The 15763-nt window shown below is 71.7% G+C and carries 15 protein-coding genes and 1 tRNA gene; 11 read left to right on the top strand and 5 right to left on the bottom strand.

Annotation, left to right across the window (positions count from 1 at the left end; translation table 11 throughout):
- Window position 1: 1 nt before the first annotated feature.
- Window positions 2-1852, top strand: a complete 1851-nt coding sequence (ftsH, locus tag DRV96_RS03235; RefSeq protein ID WP_119287673.1) for an ATP-dependent zinc metalloprotease FtsH — start codon at window positions 2-4, stop codon at window positions 1850-1852.
- Here ftsH and DRV96_RS03230 read toward each other — a convergent pair.
- Both DRV96_RS03230 and ompR read right to left on the bottom strand, forming a co-directional pair.
- On the bottom strand, window positions 1830-3269 hold the full coding sequence (locus DRV96_RS03230; RefSeq protein WP_235823259.1) for a sensor histidine kinase: 1440 nt from the start codon (window positions 3267-3269) through the stop codon (window positions 1830-1832). The genes ftsH and DRV96_RS03230 overlap by 23 nt on opposite strands.
- Entirely contained in the window at window positions 3266-3994 is a 729-nt protein-coding gene (gene ompR / locus DRV96_RS03225; protein WP_119287801.1) for an osmolarity response regulator transcription factor OmpR, read from the bottom strand. Before ompR ends, DRV96_RS03230 begins: the two co-directional genes overlap by 4 nt.
- Window positions 3995-4246: 252 nt before the next feature.
- Here ompR and DRV96_RS03220 point away from each other — a divergent pair, with 252 nt between their 5' ends.
- The gene (locus DRV96_RS03220) at window positions 4247-4948 is read left to right on the top strand and encodes an SIMPL domain-containing protein (protein ID WP_119287671.1); all 702 of its coding nucleotides are present in this window, start codon (window positions 4247-4249) and stop codon (window positions 4946-4948) included.
- 18 nt (window positions 4949-4966) lie between these two features.
- Here the strand turns inward: DRV96_RS03220 and DRV96_RS03215 are convergent, their stop codons facing one another.
- Window positions 4967-5746 carry a 3-hydroxybutyrate dehydrogenase gene (locus tag DRV96_RS03215; protein WP_119287669.1) on the bottom strand — a complete coding sequence of 260 codons (780 nt, stop codon included), beginning with the start codon at window positions 5744-5746 and terminating at the stop codon, window positions 4967-4969.
- Between the two features lie 56 nt (window positions 5747-5802).
- Between DRV96_RS03215 and DRV96_RS03210 the strand changes: the two genes are divergently transcribed.
- The 6 genes from DRV96_RS03210 to DRV96_RS03185 all read left to right on the top strand — a co-directional run bounded on the left by DRV96_RS03210 (window position 5803) and on the right by DRV96_RS03185 (window position 12338).
- Window positions 5803-6681, top strand: coding sequence for an alpha/beta fold hydrolase (locus tag DRV96_RS03210; protein WP_119287798.1), 879 nt, complete (start codon window positions 5803-5805; stop codon window positions 6679-6681).
- Window positions 6678-8921 carry a RelA/SpoT family protein gene (locus DRV96_RS03205; RefSeq protein WP_119287666.1) on the top strand — a complete coding sequence of 748 codons (2244 nt, stop codon included), beginning with the start codon at window positions 6678-6680 and terminating at the stop codon, window positions 8919-8921. The genes DRV96_RS03210 and DRV96_RS03205 overlap by 4 nt, the downstream gene beginning before the upstream one ends.
- A gap of 42 nt (window positions 8922-8963) precedes the next feature.
- Window positions 8964-9040 (top strand) — tRNA-Val (locus DRV96_RS03200).
- A gap of 128 nt (window positions 9041-9168) precedes the next feature.
- Complete coding sequence (gene phaR / locus DRV96_RS03195; RefSeq protein WP_119287664.1) at window positions 9169-9747, top strand: polyhydroxyalkanoate synthesis repressor PhaR; 579 nt, start codon at window positions 9169-9171, stop codon at window positions 9745-9747.
- Window positions 9748-9774: 27 nt separating this feature from the next.
- Window positions 9775-11157 (top strand): 30S ribosomal protein S12 methylthiotransferase RimO, encoded by a 1383-nt coding sequence (rimO, locus tag DRV96_RS03190; RefSeq protein ID WP_119287662.1) that lies wholly within the window; start codon window positions 9775-9777, stop codon window positions 11155-11157.
- 8 nt (window positions 11158-11165) lie between these two features.
- Window positions 11166-12338: a PLP-dependent transferase gene (locus DRV96_RS03185; protein ID WP_119287661.1), complete on the top strand. Its 1173-nt coding sequence runs from the start codon at window positions 11166-11168 to the stop codon at window positions 12336-12338.
- A gap of 13 nt (window positions 12339-12351) precedes the next feature.
- On the opposite strand, the gene smpB is transcribed toward DRV96_RS03185, so the two are convergent.
- Window positions 12352-12804: an SsrA-binding protein SmpB gene (gene smpB / locus DRV96_RS03180; RefSeq protein ID WP_119287659.1), complete on the bottom strand. Its 453-nt coding sequence runs from the start codon at window positions 12802-12804 to the stop codon at window positions 12352-12354.
- A gap of 59 nt (window positions 12805-12863) precedes the next feature.
- On the opposite strand from smpB, the gene DRV96_RS03175 reads away from it, so the two are divergent.
- Both DRV96_RS03175 and DRV96_RS03170 read left to right on the top strand, forming a co-directional pair.
- Window positions 12864-13316 carry a type II toxin-antitoxin system RatA family toxin gene (locus tag DRV96_RS03175; protein ID WP_119287656.1) on the top strand — a complete coding sequence of 151 codons (453 nt, stop codon included), beginning with the start codon at window positions 12864-12866 and terminating at the stop codon, window positions 13314-13316.
- Entirely contained in the window at window positions 13306-13605 is a 300-nt protein-coding gene (locus DRV96_RS03170) for an RnfH family protein (protein ID WP_235823258.1), read from the top strand. Before DRV96_RS03175 ends, DRV96_RS03170 begins: the two co-directional genes overlap by 11 nt.
- Window positions 13606-13629: 24 nt before the next feature.
- On the opposite strand, the gene DRV96_RS03165 is transcribed toward DRV96_RS03170, so the two are convergent.
- The gene (locus DRV96_RS03165; protein WP_235823257.1) at window positions 13630-14163 is read right to left on the bottom strand and encodes a DUF4124 domain-containing protein; all 534 of its coding nucleotides are present in this window, start codon (window positions 14161-14163) and stop codon (window positions 13630-13632) included.
- 93 nt (window positions 14164-14256) lie between these two features.
- Here DRV96_RS03165 and guaB point away from each other — a divergent pair, with 93 nt between their 5' ends.
- On the top strand, window positions 14257-15729 hold the full coding sequence (gene guaB / locus DRV96_RS03160; protein ID WP_119287654.1) for an IMP dehydrogenase: 1473 nt from the start codon (window positions 14257-14259) through the stop codon (window positions 15727-15729).
- Window positions 15730-15763 lie beyond the last annotated feature (34 nt).

The raw sequence follows: 15763 nt of genomic DNA, 5'->3' as shown, positions 1-15763 counted from the left end.
GATGAAGCCCGACCCGAAGACGCAGTGGAACGTCGGCTACTGGCTGCTCGCGATGCTCGCGCTGCTGAGCCTGCAAAGCCTGTGGCAGAGCGCCAGCACCGTCGAAGCGGTGCCGTACAGCCAGTTCGAACGCGCGCTGGCCGAGGGGCGCGTGGCCGAGGTGATCGTCGGCGAGACGACGATCACCGGCCGGCTGAAGACGCCCGACCCCGGCGGCAAGACGACGATCGTCGCCAACCGCGTCGAGCCGGACCTCGCGGCGCGGCTGTCGCAGTTCGACGTGCCGTACACGCGCGTCGTGCAGAGCACGCTGCTGCGCGACCTGCTGAGCTGGGTCGTGCCGGCAGCGGTGTTCTTCGGCCTGTGGTTCTTCGTGATCCGCCGTGTGATCGAGAAGCAGGGCATGGGCATGGGCGGCTTCATGAGCATCGGCAAGAGCCGCGCCAAGGTCTACGTCGAGAAGGACACCGGCGTGACGTTCGCCGACGTCGCCGGTGTCGACGAAGCGAAGGCCGAGCTGCAGGAGATCGTCGCGTTCCTGAAGGACCCGCAGGGCTACGGCCGGCTGGGCGCGCGCATGCCCAAGGGCGTGCTGCTCGTGGGGCCGCCGGGCACCGGCAAGACGCTGATCGCCAAGGCCGTGGCCGGCGAGGCCGGTGTGCCGTTCTTCAGCATCTCGGGCAGCGAGTTCGTCGAGATGTTCGTCGGCGTCGGCGCCGCGCGCGTGCGCGACCTGTTCGAGCAGGCACGGCAGAAGGCGCCGGCGATCATCTTCATCGACGAGCTCGACGCCCTCGGCCGCGCGCGCGGCGCAGCCGGCCCGATCGGCGGCCACGACGAGCGCGAGCAGACGCTCAACCAGCTGCTCGTCGAGCTCGACGGATTCGACAGCTCGAGCGGCCTCGTGCTGCTCGCGGCGACGAACCGGCCCGAGATCCTCGACCCGGCGCTGCTGCGCGCCGGGCGCTTCGACCGCCAGGTGCTCGTCGACCGGCCCGACAAGAGCGGGCGCGTCGCGATTCTGAAGGTGCACAGCAGGAAGATCCGGCTCGCGCCCGACGTCGATCTCGAGCAGGTGGCGGCGCTGACCACGGGCTTTTCCGGCGCCGACCTCGCGAACCTGTGCAACGAGGCCGCGCTCGCGGCCACGCGCCGCGGCGCCGGCGAGGTGACGCTCGCGGACTTCACGACGGCGATCGAACGCATCGTTGCCGGCCTCGAGAAGAAGAACCGCGTGCTCAACGCGCGCGAGCGCGAAGTCGTGGCCTACCACGAGATGGGCCACGCACTCGTTGCGATGGCGCTGCCCGGCACCGACCCGGTGCACAAGGTGTCGATCATCCCGCGCGGCATCGGCGCGCTCGGCTACACGATCCAGCGCCCGACCGAGGACCGCTTCCTGATGACGCGCGAGGAGCTCGAGCGCAAGATCATGGTGCTGCTCGGCGGCCGTGCGGCCGAGAAGCTCGTCTTCGGCCATCTGTCGACCGGCGCCGCCGACGACCTGGCCAAGGTCACCGACATCGCGCGTGACATGGTCACGCGCTACGGCATGGTCGAGGAGCTGGGCTACGTCGCGTACGAGGCGCAGCCGCCGCGTTTCCTCGACGTGCCGGCGATGTCGCAGGGCGGCTGCCAGCCGAGCCCGGCGACGCAGCAGCGCATTGACGAGGCGGTGCGCGCGATCGTGATGGGCGCCTTCGAGCGTGCGACCGCGATCCTGCGCGAGCACCGCGACGTGCTCGAGCGCTGCGCGCGCGAGCTGCTCGCGCGCGAGACGCTCGACGAGGCGGCGCTGCGCGCGCTGACGGCGCCGCTGCACGCCGGCGCTACGTCACCCGCCGCAGCCTGAGACGCGCGACGAAGCCGCCGCCTTCGGCGTTGTCGACCTCGAGGCTGCCGCCCATGCGCTGCATCGCCTTGTCGACGATGGCCAGGCCGAGGCCGGCGCCGGTGGCCTCGGTGCGCGCAGCGTCGCCGCGGAAGAACGGCGTCGTCAGCTGCGGCAGCTTGTCGCGCGGCACGCCCGGGCCGTGGTCGCGCACGCTGACGACGACCCACGGGCCCTCGCGGTGGTACGTGATCTCGACGCGCGCGAGCCCGTCGGGTCCGCGCGCGTAGCGGCGCGCGTTCTCGAACAGGTTGCCGAACACGCGGCCGAGCTCGGTCTCGTCGGCGAGCACCATCAGGTCGATCGCCAACTTGGACGTGACCTTGACCTCGGAGGTTTCGCGCAGCGCGGCGATCTCGCGGTCCACCAGCGCCGACAGCGGCACCGGCTTGAGCTGCGTCTCGCCGGGGCGCGCGTAGTCCATGAACTTGTCGATGATCGCGTCGAGCTGGTCGATGTCGGCGGCCATGTTGCGCCGCGCCTCCTCGTCGGCGACGCTCATCTCGGTCTCCAGCCGCAGCCGCGCGAGCGGCGTGCGCAGGTCGTGGCTGATGCCGGCGAGCATCACGGCGCGGTCTTCCTCGATGCGCGCGAGTTCGCGCGCCATGCGGTTGAAGCCCATGTTGACCTGGCGGATCTCGTGCGTCATCGTGTCCTCGTCGAGACGCGAGTCGTACTCGCCGTCTCGGATGCGGCTGGCGGCGAACGACAGATCCTGCAGCGGGCGGTTGATCCAGCGCGCCACCGCGGCCGACGCGAGCAGCGTCGCCGCCAGCGCGATGCCCACCCACACGAAGTAGGTCGCCGGCGTCAGCGGCTGGATGCGCGCGGCGTCGGCGTGCAGCCAGTACGCGTCGTTTTCGATCGTGAAGCCGACCCACAGGCCGGGCTGGCCGTTGACGCTGCGCGCGAGGATCGAGTACTGCTCGAGCCGCGCCCGCAGCTCGTTGGCGACGCGGCGGGTGAAGCGGTCGGTGGCGTAGGGCTCCCAGGTGTCGCCGGGTTCGCGCGGCATCACGCGGATCGCCTCCTCCTCGCTCATCGTCTTGACGACGGCGACGCGGTCGATCGGGTCGCTGTAGCGCAGCGCCGCGCGCGACAGGTTGACCAGCGCGGCGATCTCGCGCGCGGCCTGCACCGCGCGCGGCTCGAGCTCGAGCTGGCGCAGCGTCAGCACCCACGCGAAGATGCCGCCGCCCAGCAGCAGCGCGAGCAGCAGGAAGGTGCGCGAGAACAGGCTCAGCGCGAACGGGCTGCGTCGCGCGACCGCGTGCGCGATGCGGCTCGGGAAGTCGGGGCGCGTCGGGCGCCACGCCGCCGACGATCGCCGGTCGCGTGCCGTCGGGTTCTCGCCGCGCTCGGCGGCAGGCCGGCTCACGCGGCGCCGTCGGGGACGAAGACGTAGCCCACGCCCCACACCGTCTGGATGTAGCGCGGCTGCGCCGGGTCGGGCTCGATCAGCTTGCGCAGCCGGCTGACCTGCACGTCGAGGCTGCGGTCGAACGGCTCGAACTCGCGCCCGCGCGCGAGTTGCGCGAGCTTGTCGCGCGACAGCGGCTGGCGCGGGTGGCGCACGAGCGCCTTGAGCATCGAGAACTCACCGGTGGTCAGCGGGATCGTCTGGCCGTCCTTGGTCAGCTTGCGCAGCGACAGGTCGAACTCGAACGGCCCGAACGTGACGATCTGCGGCTCCTTCGACGGCGCGCCCGGCGCCTCGCTCGGCGGGCGGCGGCGCAGCACGGCGTTGATGCGCGCGAGCAGCTCGCGCGGGTTGAACGGCTTGGGCAGGTAGTCGTCGGCGCCGACCTCGAGGCCGACGATGCGGTCGACGTCCTCGACCTTCGCGGTCAGCATGATGATCGGCGTGCGGTCGCTCGCCGCGCGCAGCCGCCGGCAAATGCTCAGGCCGTCCTCGCCGGGCAGCATCAGGTCGAGCACGATGAGGTCGAAGGTCTCGCGCGTGAGCAGCTTGTTCAGCGCTTTGGCGTCCTCGGCGAGCAGCACCTCGAAGCCCTCCTGCGTCAGGTAGCGCCGCAGCAGGTCGCGGATGCGCGCATCGTCGTCGACGACGACGATGCGGTCGGGGCGGTGGGTGGCGGCCATGTTCATGGGCAGCTCCGAATTTGTAACAGCCGCATTGTGCGGGGGAGCGACAGCCGGCATCGCAGGCAACTGACGGCCTGTTACATCTATTTCGGGCCGTTGGCGGATCCCGGGGCGGTCAACGCAAATCCATCACGCCGCGCTATTGTGCGCAACGCGCCGCCGTGGCGGCGTCGTGGCGCCCCCCGGCGGCTCGGGCCGGGTTCCGCGGGCCTGGCGCACCCGCCCACCGATTCCGACGAGGTCCAATCCATGCCTGCTTCGACGCGCGTCCTGCTGCCCGGCCTGCTGGCCGCCTTCGTCGCCACCGGCGCAGCAGCGCAGACGCCGCCGCCGCAGGGCGTGCTGAACCTGACGGCCAGCGCCAGCGTCGAGGTGCCACGCGACGTGCTCGTGCTGACCTTTGCCGCCACGCGCGACGGCGCCGAGCCGGCCGCGGTGCAGGCCGAGCTCAAGCGCGCGCTCGACGCCGCGCTCGCCGAGGCGCGCAAGGCGGCGCAGCCGGGGCAGATCGAGGTGTCGACCGGCAACTTCACGCTCCACCCGCGCTATGCGCCCAAGGGCGGCATCGCCGGCTGGCAGGGCCGCGCCGAGATGGTCGTGCAGGGGCGCGACGTCGAAGGCATCGGCCGCCTGGCCGGGCGCATCACGACGATGGCGGTGGCCGGCGTGGCGCAGCGGCTGTCGCGCGAGGCGCAGCGGCGCGTCGAGGGCGAGGTCGTCGCGCAGGCGATCGAGCGCTTCCGCGCGCAGGCCGGCGACGTCGCGCGCCTGTTCGGCTACCAGGGCTACACGCTGCGCGAAGTCACGGTGAGCACCGGCAGCGACGGCGAGCGGCCGCTGCCGATGCTGCGCGCCGAGGCGATGGCCGCGTCGGCCGACGCGCCGCTGCCCGTCGAGCCGGGCAAGGGCACCGTCACCGCGACGGTCAGCGGCTCGGTGCAGATGAAGTGACGCCGCACCGCGCAGCGGTCACTGCGCGAGCCAGCCGCCGTCGACGTTGAACGCCGCACCGCGGATGTTCGCGGCCGCGGGCGAGCACAGGAACACCGCGAGCTCGCCGAGCTGCTCGGGCGTCGTGAACTGCAGTGACGGCTGCTTCTCGCCGAGCAGGTCGCGCTGCGCCTGTGCCAGCGGGATGCCCTCGCGCGCGGCGCGGTCGTCGATCTGCTTTTGCACCAGTGGCGTCAGCACCCATCCGGGGCAGATCGCGTTGACGGTGATGCCGGTGGTCGCGGTCTCGAGCGCGACGGCCTTCGTGAAGCCGACGATGCCGTGCTTCGACGCGACATAGGCCGACTTCTGCGCCGACGCGACCAGCCCGTGCACCGACGCGACGTTGATCACGCGTCCCCAGTCGCGCGCCTTCATGCCCGGCAGCGCCAGGCGCGTGGTGTGGAACGCCGAGCTGAGGTTGATCGCGATGATCGCGTCCCACTTCTCGGGCGGGAAGTTCTCGACCAGCGCGACGTGCTGGATGCCGGCGTTGTTGACGAGCACGTCGACACCGCCGAACTCGGCCGCGGCCATCGCCATCATCGCTTCGATCTCGGCGGGGCGGCTCATGTCGGCGCCGTGGTAGCCGACGCGCGCACCGGGACGCGCCGCAGCCTGCACCGCGGCGCGCGCGGCGTCGACGTCGCCGAAGCCGTTGAGCACGAGGTTCGCGCCCTGGCGCGCCAGCGCCAGCGCGATGCCCAGCCCGATGCCGCTCGTCGAGCCCGTGACCAGTGCCGTTTTCCCTTGCAGCATGACGATGTCCTCCTGACGGTTGCTACCATCGATTATCGATGCCGACCCCTGCCGCGATGAACGAGCCGACCCTGCACCATGTTCAATGCCTCGATGCCCGCGGGCTGCACCGCATGGCGTACTGGCAGTGGGGCGACGCCGCGAACCCGCACGTCGTCGTCTGCGTGCACGGGCTCACGCGCCAGGGGCGCGACTTCGACGTGCTCGCGCGCGCGCTGTGCGACGACTTCCGCGTCGTCTGCCCCGACGTCGTCGGACGCGGTCGCTCCGACTGGCTCGCCGACCCGATGGGCTACGGCGTGCCGACCTACGTCGCCGACATGGTCACGCTGCTCGCGCGGCTGGATGCGGCCACCGTCGACTGGGTCGGCACGTCGATGGGCGGGCTGATCGGGCTGTCGCTGGCGTCGCTCACCGGCGGCGGGGGCAACCCGATCCGCCGGCTGGTGCTCAACGACGTCGGCCCGCGCATCGAGCCGGCGGCCGTCGCGCGCATCGGCAGCTACGTCGGCGTGCCGATGCGCTTCGCGAGCCTCGACGAGGCGGCCGAGCGGCTGCGGCAGATCGCTGCCGGCTTCGGCCCGCACACGCGCGAGCAGTGGCTCGCGCTGACCGCGCCGCAGCTCAAGGACGACGGGCACGGCGGCTTCGTGCTGCACTACGACCCGGCGATCGCGGTGCCGCTGCGCGCGGCCACCCCCGAGATGGCCGCCGCCGGCGAGGCGGCGCTATGGGCCGCGTACGACCGCATCACCGCGCGCACGCTGCTGCTGCGCGGCGCCGTGTCGGACCTGCTGTCGCGCGCGACGGCGCAGGCGATGACGCAGCGCGGCCCGAAGGCGGCGCTCGTCGAGTTCGCCGGCGTCGGCCACGCGCCGACGCTGGTGCCACCGGACCAGGTGGCCGTCGTGCGCGACTTCCTGCGTTCGCGATGAAGACGCTGGCGTCGGCGGCCGACGTCGCGCCGATCGTGCGCATCGCCGACGTCGAGCAGGTCGCGGCGCCGCCCGACGACGCCGAGGGCGCTGGCGCGCTGCAGCGTGCGCGCGCGTTCGCCGAGCCGCTGCTCGCGCCGCAGGTGCTCGACACCGGCGAGAACGCGTGGCAGCACGCCGAGGGCGTCGCGGCGATCCTGCGCGCGATCGGCGCCGCGCCGTCGATGCAGGCGGCGGCCTACCTCGTCTACGCCGCCGACTACCTGCACCGCCCCGACGAGGTGATCGCCAAGTCGTTCGGCGCGTCGTACGCCGCCCTCGTGATCGGCACGCGGCGGCTGGTGCAGATCCAGCGCGCGGCGCGCGAGGCGCAGGTCGGCGCCGAGCAGCGGGCGCAGCAGACCGAGCGCGTGCGCAAAATGCTGCTCGCGTTCTCGCGCGACCTGCGCGTCGTGCTGCTGCGCCTGGCGTCGCGGCTGCAGACGCTGCGCTGGCACGCGCTGAGCAAGACGGCGTGCCCGCACGCGCTCGCGCTCGAGACGCAGCAGGTGTTCGCGCCGCTGGCCAACCGGCTCGGCATCTGGCAGATCAAGTGGGAGCTCGAGGATCTGGCGTTCCGCTTTCTGCAGCCCGACGAGTACCGGCGCATCGCCGCGCTGCTCGACGAGAAGCGCAGCGAGCGCGAGCGCCGGCTCGAGGCCTTCCGCGCGCAGCTGGCCGCCGAGCTCGGGCGCGCGGGCATCGCCGCCAACGTGCAGGCACGGCCGAAGCACATCTACAGCATCTGGAAGAAGATGCAGGGCAAGCGGCTGGACTTCGCGCAGGTGCTCGACCTGCGTGCGCTACGCGTACTGGTGGCCGACGTCGACACCTGCTACGCGGTGCTGGCGCTGGTGCACCAGCGCTACACGCCGGTCGAAGGCGAGTTCGACGACTACATCGCCAAGCCCAAGCCCAACGGCTACCAGTCGCTGCACACCGTCGTGCTCGACGACGACCGGCGGCCGGTGGAGGTGCAGATCCGCACGCACGCGATGCACGAGCACGCCGAATACGGCGTCGCCGCGCACTGGGCCTACAAGGAGGCGGGCGCGCGCGGCTACGCCGGCGTCAGCGCCGCCGGCGCGTTCGAGGAGCGGGTGGCCGAGGCGCGCAAGGCGGTGCTGCGCCAGCTGCTGGCTTGGGAGCGCGACTACGTGCAGGCCGCCGGCGACGCCGACGGCGGCGTGTTCGACGACCGCATCTACGTCTTCACGCCGCAGGCCGCGGTGGTCGAGCTGCCGGCCGGTGCGACGCCGGTGGACTTCGCGTACAGCCTGCACACCGAGCTTGGCCACCGCTGCCGCGGTGCGCGCGTCGACGGGCAGATGGTGCCGCTGAACACGCCGCTGGCCAACGGGCAGACGGTCGAGATCGTCGCCGCGAAGGAGGGCGGGCCGTCGCTGGACTGGCTCAACCCCGAACTCGGCTACCTCGCGAGCTCGCGCGCGAAGTCGAAGGTGCGCGCGTGGTTCAACGCGCTGGCGCAGCAGCAGACGATCGCGCGCGGGCGCGAGGCGGTCGAGAAGCTGCTGCAGCGCGAAGGGCGCACGGCGCTCAAGCTCGACGACCTCGCCGCACAGCTCGGCTTCAACAGCGCCGCGGCGCTGTTCGAAGTCGTCGGCAAGGACGAGTACTCGCTGCGCCACATCGAGCAGCTGCTGCGGCCGCCCGAACCCGCCCCCGCCGCCGACGAAGGCATCGCGCTCAAGCGCCCGCGCGCCGCCGAGGGCGGCACGCGCGGTGGCGTGCTGGTCGTGGGCGTCGACTCGCTGCTGACGTCGCTGGCGCGCTGCTGCCGTCCCGCGCCGCCCGATGCGATCGGCGGCTTCGTCACGCGCGGGCGCGGCGTCGCCGTGCACCGCGCCGACTGCCCGAACTTCCGCCACGTCGCGGCGCGCTCGCCGCAGCGCGTGATCCCCGTCGAGTGGGGCGCGCCGCGTTGCGCGCAGGAGGCGCTGTACCCCGTCGACGTGCTCGTCGAGGCGGCCGACCGGCCGGGGCTGCTGCGCGACATCTCGGAAGTGTTCGCGAAGGAGAAGATGAACGTGACCGGCGTGCACTCGCAAAGCGTCAAGGACGGCCGCGGCGGGACCGCCTGGATGACGTTCACCGTCGAGGTCGCCGACGCGTCGCGGCTGCAGCAGGTGCTCGGCCACGTGATGCGCGTCGGCGGCGTGCGGCAGGCGCGGCGGCGCTGAGCGCGAACGCGGCGCCGCTGTCGGCTATACTGAAGTACTCGCAGGCGCGTAGCTCAGCTGGTTAGAGCACCACCTTGACATGGTGGGGGTCGTTGGTTCGAGTCCAATCGCGCCTACCAACATTCCACGACCCGGCCGCTGCCGGGTCGTTTCGTTTCGGCGCCTTGGTGCGAACGGCTGCGGGCGGGTCCCGGGCGGGAAAACCCGCCGCGGGGGGCCGCGAGGCGGCTCCTAGAATCGTTCGGCCATGGCCAAGAGTCGTACGTCGTCTGCAGCCGCCGCGCCTGCCGCCAGCGAGTCCACCGGCGTGCGCGTACTGAAGAAGTACCCCAACCGGCGCCTGTACGACACGCGCCACAGCAGCTACATCACGCTGGCCGACGTCAAGCAGATGGTGCTCGCCGGCGAGGACTTCGAGGTGCGCGACGCCAAGACCGGCGAGGACCTCACGCGCAGTATCCTGCTGCAGATCATCCTCGAGGAGGAGACGGCCGGCGTGCCGATGTTCTCGTCACAGACGCTGGCGCAGATCATCCGCTTCTACGGCCACGCGATGCAGGGGATGATGGGCGCGTACCTCGAGAAGAACCTGCAGACCTTCGTCGAGCTGCAGAACCGCCTCGCCGAGCAGACCAAGGGCCTGTACGACCCGAAGAACTTCACGCCCGAGATGTGGACGCAGTTCCTCAGCGGCCAGGCACCGCTGATGCAGGGGCTGATGGGCAACTACCTCGAGCAGTCGAAGAACCTGTTCGTGCAGATGCAAAAACAGATGCTCGAACAGTCGGCCGCGATGTTCCCGGGGTTCCCGAGCAAGAAGTCCTGAGACGCTCTGCTGCGGGACAATCCCCGCATGAGTGCATCCCCCGCCGAGGCGCGCACGGCGCCGACGATCGGGTTCGTCAGCCTCGGCTGCCCGAAGGCGCTGACCGACTCCGAACTGATCCTTACGCGGCTGGCCGCCGAGGGCTACGCGACGAGCAAGACCTACGCCGGCGCCGACCTCGTGATCGTCAACACCTGCGGCTTCATCGACGACGCGGTCAGGGAGAGCCTCGACGCGATCGGCGAGGCACTGGCCGACAACGGCCGCGTGATCGTCACCGGCTGCCTCGGCGCGCGCACCGGCGAGGGCGGCGAGAACCTGGTGCGGCAGGTGCACCCGAAGGTGCTCGCCGTCACCGGCCCGCACGCGACCGAAGAGGTGATGGACGCGGTGCACGCGCACGTGCCCAAGCCGCACGACCCGTTCGTCGACCTCGTGCCGCCGCAGGGAGTCAAGCTGACGCCGAAGCACTACGCGTATCTGAAGATCAGCGAGGGCTGCAACCACCGCTGCACGTTCTGCATCATCCCGAGCATGCGCGGCGACCTGGTGTCGCGCCCGATCGGCGACGTGCTCGGCGAGGCGAAGCGGCTGTTCGACGCCGGCGTCAAGGAACTGCTCGTCGTCAGCCAGGACACCAGCGCCTACGGCGTCGACGTCAAATACCGCACCGGTTTCTGGGACGGCCGGCCGGTGCGCACGCGGCTGCTCGACCTGTGCGAGAAGCTCGGTGAACAGGCCGAGCCGCACGGCGCGTGGGTGCGGCTGCACTACGTCTATCCGTACCCGCACGTCGACGAGGTGCTGCCGCTGATGGCCGCCGGGCGCATCCTGCCGTATCTCGACGTGCCGTTCCAGCACTCGCACCCCGACGTGCTGCGGCGCATGAGGCGCCCGGCCAGCGGCGAGAAGAACCTCGAGCGCATCGCGCGCTGGCGCGAGATCTGCCCCGAGCTCGTGATCCGCAGCACCTTCATCGCCGGCTTCCCGGGCGAGACCGAGGCCGAGTTCGAGCACCTGCTGCAGTTCGTGCGCGAGGCAGGCATCGACCGCGCCGGCTGCTTCGCGTATTCGCCGGTGGCCGGTGCCGCGGCCAACGAGCTGCCGGGCCAGCTGCCCGCCGAGGTGCGCGAGGAGCGCCGCGCGCGCTTCATGGCGGTGGCCGAGCAGGTCTCGGTCGCGCGGCTGCAGCGCCGCGTCGGCGCGACGATGCAGGTGCTCGTCGACCACGCGCCGGCGCTCGGCCGCCGCGGCGGCGTCGGGCGCACTTACGCCGACGCGCCCGAGATCGACGGCACGGTGCGGCTGCTGCCGCCGACCAAGGCGTCGACGGTGCTGAAGGTCGGCGAATTCGCGCGCGCGCGCATCGTCGGCGTCGAGGGCCACGACCTCGTCGGCCAGCCCGTGTGAGCACGCCGATGGACGACATCACGCGGCTGATCCACCACCCGTATCGCGCGCCCGCCGGCTTCGACGCCGTGCCGCCGGCGGTGCACAAGGCCTCGACGGTGATGTTCCCGAACGTCGCCGCGCTGCGCGCGCGCGACTGGCGCAGCAAGGCCGGCTACACCTACGGGCTGCACGGCACGCCGACGACGTTCACGCTCGAGGAGCGCATCGCCACGCTCGAGGGCGGCCGCCACTGCGTGCTCGCGCCGTCGGGGCTCGCCGCGCTCGCGCTGGTCGACCTCGCGCTGCTGCGCGCCGGCGACGAGCTGCTGCTGCCCGACAACGTCTACGGCCCGTCGAAGGACCTCGCGCGCTCGCTGCTCGAGGGCTTCGGCATCGCGCACCGGCTGTACGACCCGCTCGACGCCGACGCGCTCGACGCGATGGTCGGCCCGCGCACGAAGCTTCTGTGGATCGAGGCGGCCGGCTCGGTGACGATGGAGTTTCCCGACGTACGCGCGCTCGTGCGCGTCGCGCGCCGCCATGGGCTGACGGTCGCGCTCGACAACACCTGGGGCGCCGGGCTGGCCTTCCACCCGTTCGACCTCGGCGACGGACTGGCGGTGGACCTGAGCATGCACGCGCTGACCAAGTACCCGTCGGGCGGTGCCGACGTGCTGATGGGCGCGGTGACGACGGTCGACGACGCGCTGCACGAGCGCGTGCTGCTCGCGCACATGCGGCTGGGGCTCGGCGTGGGCGCCAACGACGCCGAGGCGATCCTGCGCTCGCTGCCGACGATCGCGCTGCGCTACGACGCGCAGGACGCCGCCGCGCGCGAACTCGCCACGTGGCTGCAGCGGCAGCCGGGCATCGCGCGCGTGCTGCACCCGGCGCTGCCCGGCTCGCCGGGGCACGCGCACTGGGCCGCGCTGTGCACGCGCGCCGCCGGCCTGTTCTCGGTGCTGTTCGATCCGGCGATCGAGCCTGCGCACGTCGATGCCTTCGTCGATGCGCTGAAGCTGTTTCGCATCGGCTACTCGTGGGGCGGGCCGGTGAGCCTGGCGGTGCCGTACGACCTGTCGACGATGCGCCGCGACCGCTCGGCGCTGCCGGGCGCGCTGGTGCGCTTGTCGATCGGCTTCGAGGCCGTCGACGACTTGAAGGCCGACCTCGCGCAGGCGCTGGCGGCGATCGGCTGATCGCGCCGGCTCTTCAGCGCGTGCGCCGCTTGAGCGCGCGCTCGATCTCGCGCTTGCCTTCGCGCTCCTTGATCGAGTCGCGCTTGTCGTGCTCGGCCTTGCCCTTGGCCAGCGCGATGTCGACCTTCACGCGCCCGCCCTTGTAGTGCAGGTTCAGCGGCACGAGCGTGTAGCCGCGCTGCTCGACCTTGCCGATCAGCCGGCGGATCTCGGCCTTGTGCATCAGCAGCTTCTTCGTGCGGTCGGCCTCGGGCCGCACGTGCGTCGATGCGGTGCGCAGCGCGTTGATGCGACAGCCGATCAGCGACAGCTCCCCGTCGCGGATCACGACGTAGCCGTCGGTGAGCTGCACCTGGCCGGCGCGGATCGCCTTGACCTCCCAGCCCTCGAGCACGATGCCGGCCTCGAAGCGCTCTTCGATGTGGTAGTCGAACCGCGCGCGGCGGTTCTCGGCAATGGCAGTCATCGCATCCAGCTGGGGGCGCCGGGCACGAAGGCAAGCGCCGCCTAAAATTCGGCCATTGTATGAAGCACGTGAAGAAGTCCGTCTTGCTGTGGTACTCGCCACACGAGATGTACGAGCTGGTCACCGGCGTCGAGCAGTACCCGCAGTTCCTGCCGTGGTGCGAGCGCGCCGAGGTGCTCGAGGCGCACGACTCGGGCATGACGGCGCGGCTGAGCCTGGCGTATGCCGGCGTGCGTCATGCCTTCACGACGCGCAACGTGCACCGGCCGGGCGAGCAGGTCGTGATGCAGCTCGTCGACGGGCCGTTTTCGCTGCTCGACGGCACGTGGCAGTTCGTGCCGCTGGGCCGGCCCGGCGGCGAGGCGCAGGCCTGCAAGGTCGAGTTCGACCTGCGCTACGCCTTTTCGAGCAAGCCGCTCGAAGCGGTGTTGAGCCCGGTGTTCGACCGCGTCGCCAACACGTTCGTCGACTCGTTCGTGCGGCGCGCCGGGCAGGTCTACGGTGAGCGCTGAGCCGCTGCGCGTCGAGGTCGTCTACAGCCCGGCGCCGCGCACGGTGCACCGCCGCCGGCTCGAGCTGGCGCCAGGCAGCACGGTGGCCGACGCGGTGCGTGCCAGCGGCGTGCTCGGCGACGGGACCTCGGCCGACCTGGCGTTTTCCGTGTGGGGGCGGCTGGCCAGCGCCGACCAGCCGCTGCGCGACCTCGACCGCGTCGAGGTGTGCCGCCCGCTGACGGTCGACCCGAAAGAGGCACGACGGCTGCGCTACAGGGGCAAGACGGGCCGGCGCGGCAGCGGCTGACGTCGGCCGGGCCTGCGCCGGGCGTCAGCGGCAGTCGCTGGCGATCACCTGGCGCGCGCGCTGCATCTCGGAGGCGCGCTCCTTGTCGTCGATGATGATGCGCTCGCCCTTGTCGTTGACGCGCGCCATGCGCATGCCGCTTTCGAGCTGGCGCAGGTGCGCACGGGCGCGGTCGCAGTTCTCGGCGCGCTGCTGCGCGAGCTTGGCCTCTTCCTGCTTCTGCCGCGCGAGCTGCTCCTGCTCGGCGGCTTTGCGGCGGGCCTCGAGTTCGGGGTCGACGCGCGGCTTGGCCTCGGCCGGCGGCGCGGCGGGCGCGGCCGCGTCGTCGCCTTCGGGTGCCGGGGCAGGGGGCGGCGCCGGCCGCGACGCGGTGGCCGGACGCTGCAGCACGTCCTTGTCGGCGACGTCGCGCGGCGGCGGCAGGTCGCTCACGTGGATCTGGCCGCTGCGGTCGCGCCATTTCCATTGCGCCTGGGCGTCACCGGCGGCAACGAAGGCCAGCAGCACCGCCACGAGCGGCACGCCGAGACGGACAGGGACGAACGAAGACATCGGCATGAGGCCAGTGTAGCCACGCGCTCGCCGGCGGCGTGTGCAGAAGTAGCCGGCAGGGGCCTTCCTATAATTCGCTTTTGCGTCAGGAGCCTTCCCATGCGCCTACTCGGCAAAGCGCTCACGTTCGACGACGTGCTGCTGGTGCCGGCCTTCTCACAGGTGTTACCGCGTGACACCAGCCTGGCCACCCGTTTGACGCGGCACATCTCGCTGAACCTGCCGCTGGTCTCGGCGGCGATGGACACCGTGACCGAGTCGCGGCTCGCGATCGCGATCGCCCAGGAGGGCGGCATCGGCATCGTGCACAAGAACCTGCCGCCGACCGTGCAGGCCGCCGAGGTGGCCAAGGTCAAGCGCTACGAGAGCGGCGTGCTGCGCGACCCGATCACGATCGGACCCGACAAGACGGTGCGCCAGGTCAAGGCGCTGGCCGAGCAGCACGGCATCTCGGGCTTCCCGGTGATCGAGGACGGCAAGGTGGTCGGCATCGTCACCGGCCGTGACCTGCGCTTCGAGACGCGCATGGACGCGCCGGTGCGCGAGATCATGACGCCGCGCGAACGCCTGGTGACGGTGCGCGAGGGCGCCAGCCTCGAGGAGGGCAAGGCGCTGATGCACCAGCACCGCCTCGAGCGCGTGCTCGTCGTCAACGACCAGTTCGAGCTGCGCGGACTGATGACCGTCAAGGACATCACGAAGCAGACCAACTTCCCGAACGCCGCGCGCGACGCGCAGGGCAAGCTGCGCGTCGGCGCGGCGGTGGGCGTCGGCGAAGGCACCGAGGAGCGCGTCGAGCTGCTCGTGCGCGCCGGCGTCGACGTGCTCGTCGTCGACACCGCGCACGGCCACAGCGCCGGCGTGATCGAGCGCGTGCGCTGGATCAAGCGCAACTTCCCACAGGTCGACGTGATCGGCGGCAACATCGCCACCGGCGCGGCGGCGCTCGCGCTGTGCGAGGCCGGCGCCGACGGCGTCAAGGTCGGCATCGGGCCGGGGTCGATCTGCACGACGCGGGTCGTGGCCGGCGTCGGCGTGCCGCAGATCACCGCGATCGACAACGTCGCAACCGCGCTGCGCGGCAGCGGCGTGCCGCTGATCGCCGACGGCGGCATCCGCTACTCGGGCGACATCGCGAAGGCGATCGCCGCCGGCGCGAGCAGCGTGATGATGGGCGGCATGTTCGCCGGCACCGAGGAGGCGCCGGGCGAGGTCATCCTCTACCAGGGCCGCAGCTACAAGAGCTACCGCGGCATGGGCTCGATCGGCGCGATGAAGGCCGGCAGCGCCGACCGCTACTTCCAGGAGAACGACGAGGCCGCCAACCCCAACGCCGACAAGCTCGTGCCCGAGGGCATCGAGGGCCGCGTGCCGTACAAGGGCTCGGTGGTCAACATCATCTTCCAGATGGCCGGCGGGCTGCGCGCCGCGATGGGCTACTGCGGCTGCGCGAACATCGAGCAGATGCACCAGAAGGCCGAGTTCGTCGAGATCACCGCGGCCGGCATCCGCGAGAGCCACGTCCACGACGTGCAGATCACGAAGGAAGCGCCGAACTACCGCCTCGAGTGAGGCGATGCGCGCCGTGACGACCCGCGACGCCACG

The organism is Azohydromonas sediminis (genome assembly GCF_003574675.1).
GTDB classification, from domain to species: Bacteria; Pseudomonadota; Gammaproteobacteria; order Burkholderiales; family Burkholderiaceae_C; genus Calidifontimicrobium; species Calidifontimicrobium sediminis.
Note: the sequence above shows the minus strand (reverse complement) of the source record. Positions and strands in the feature narration are given on the sequence as shown.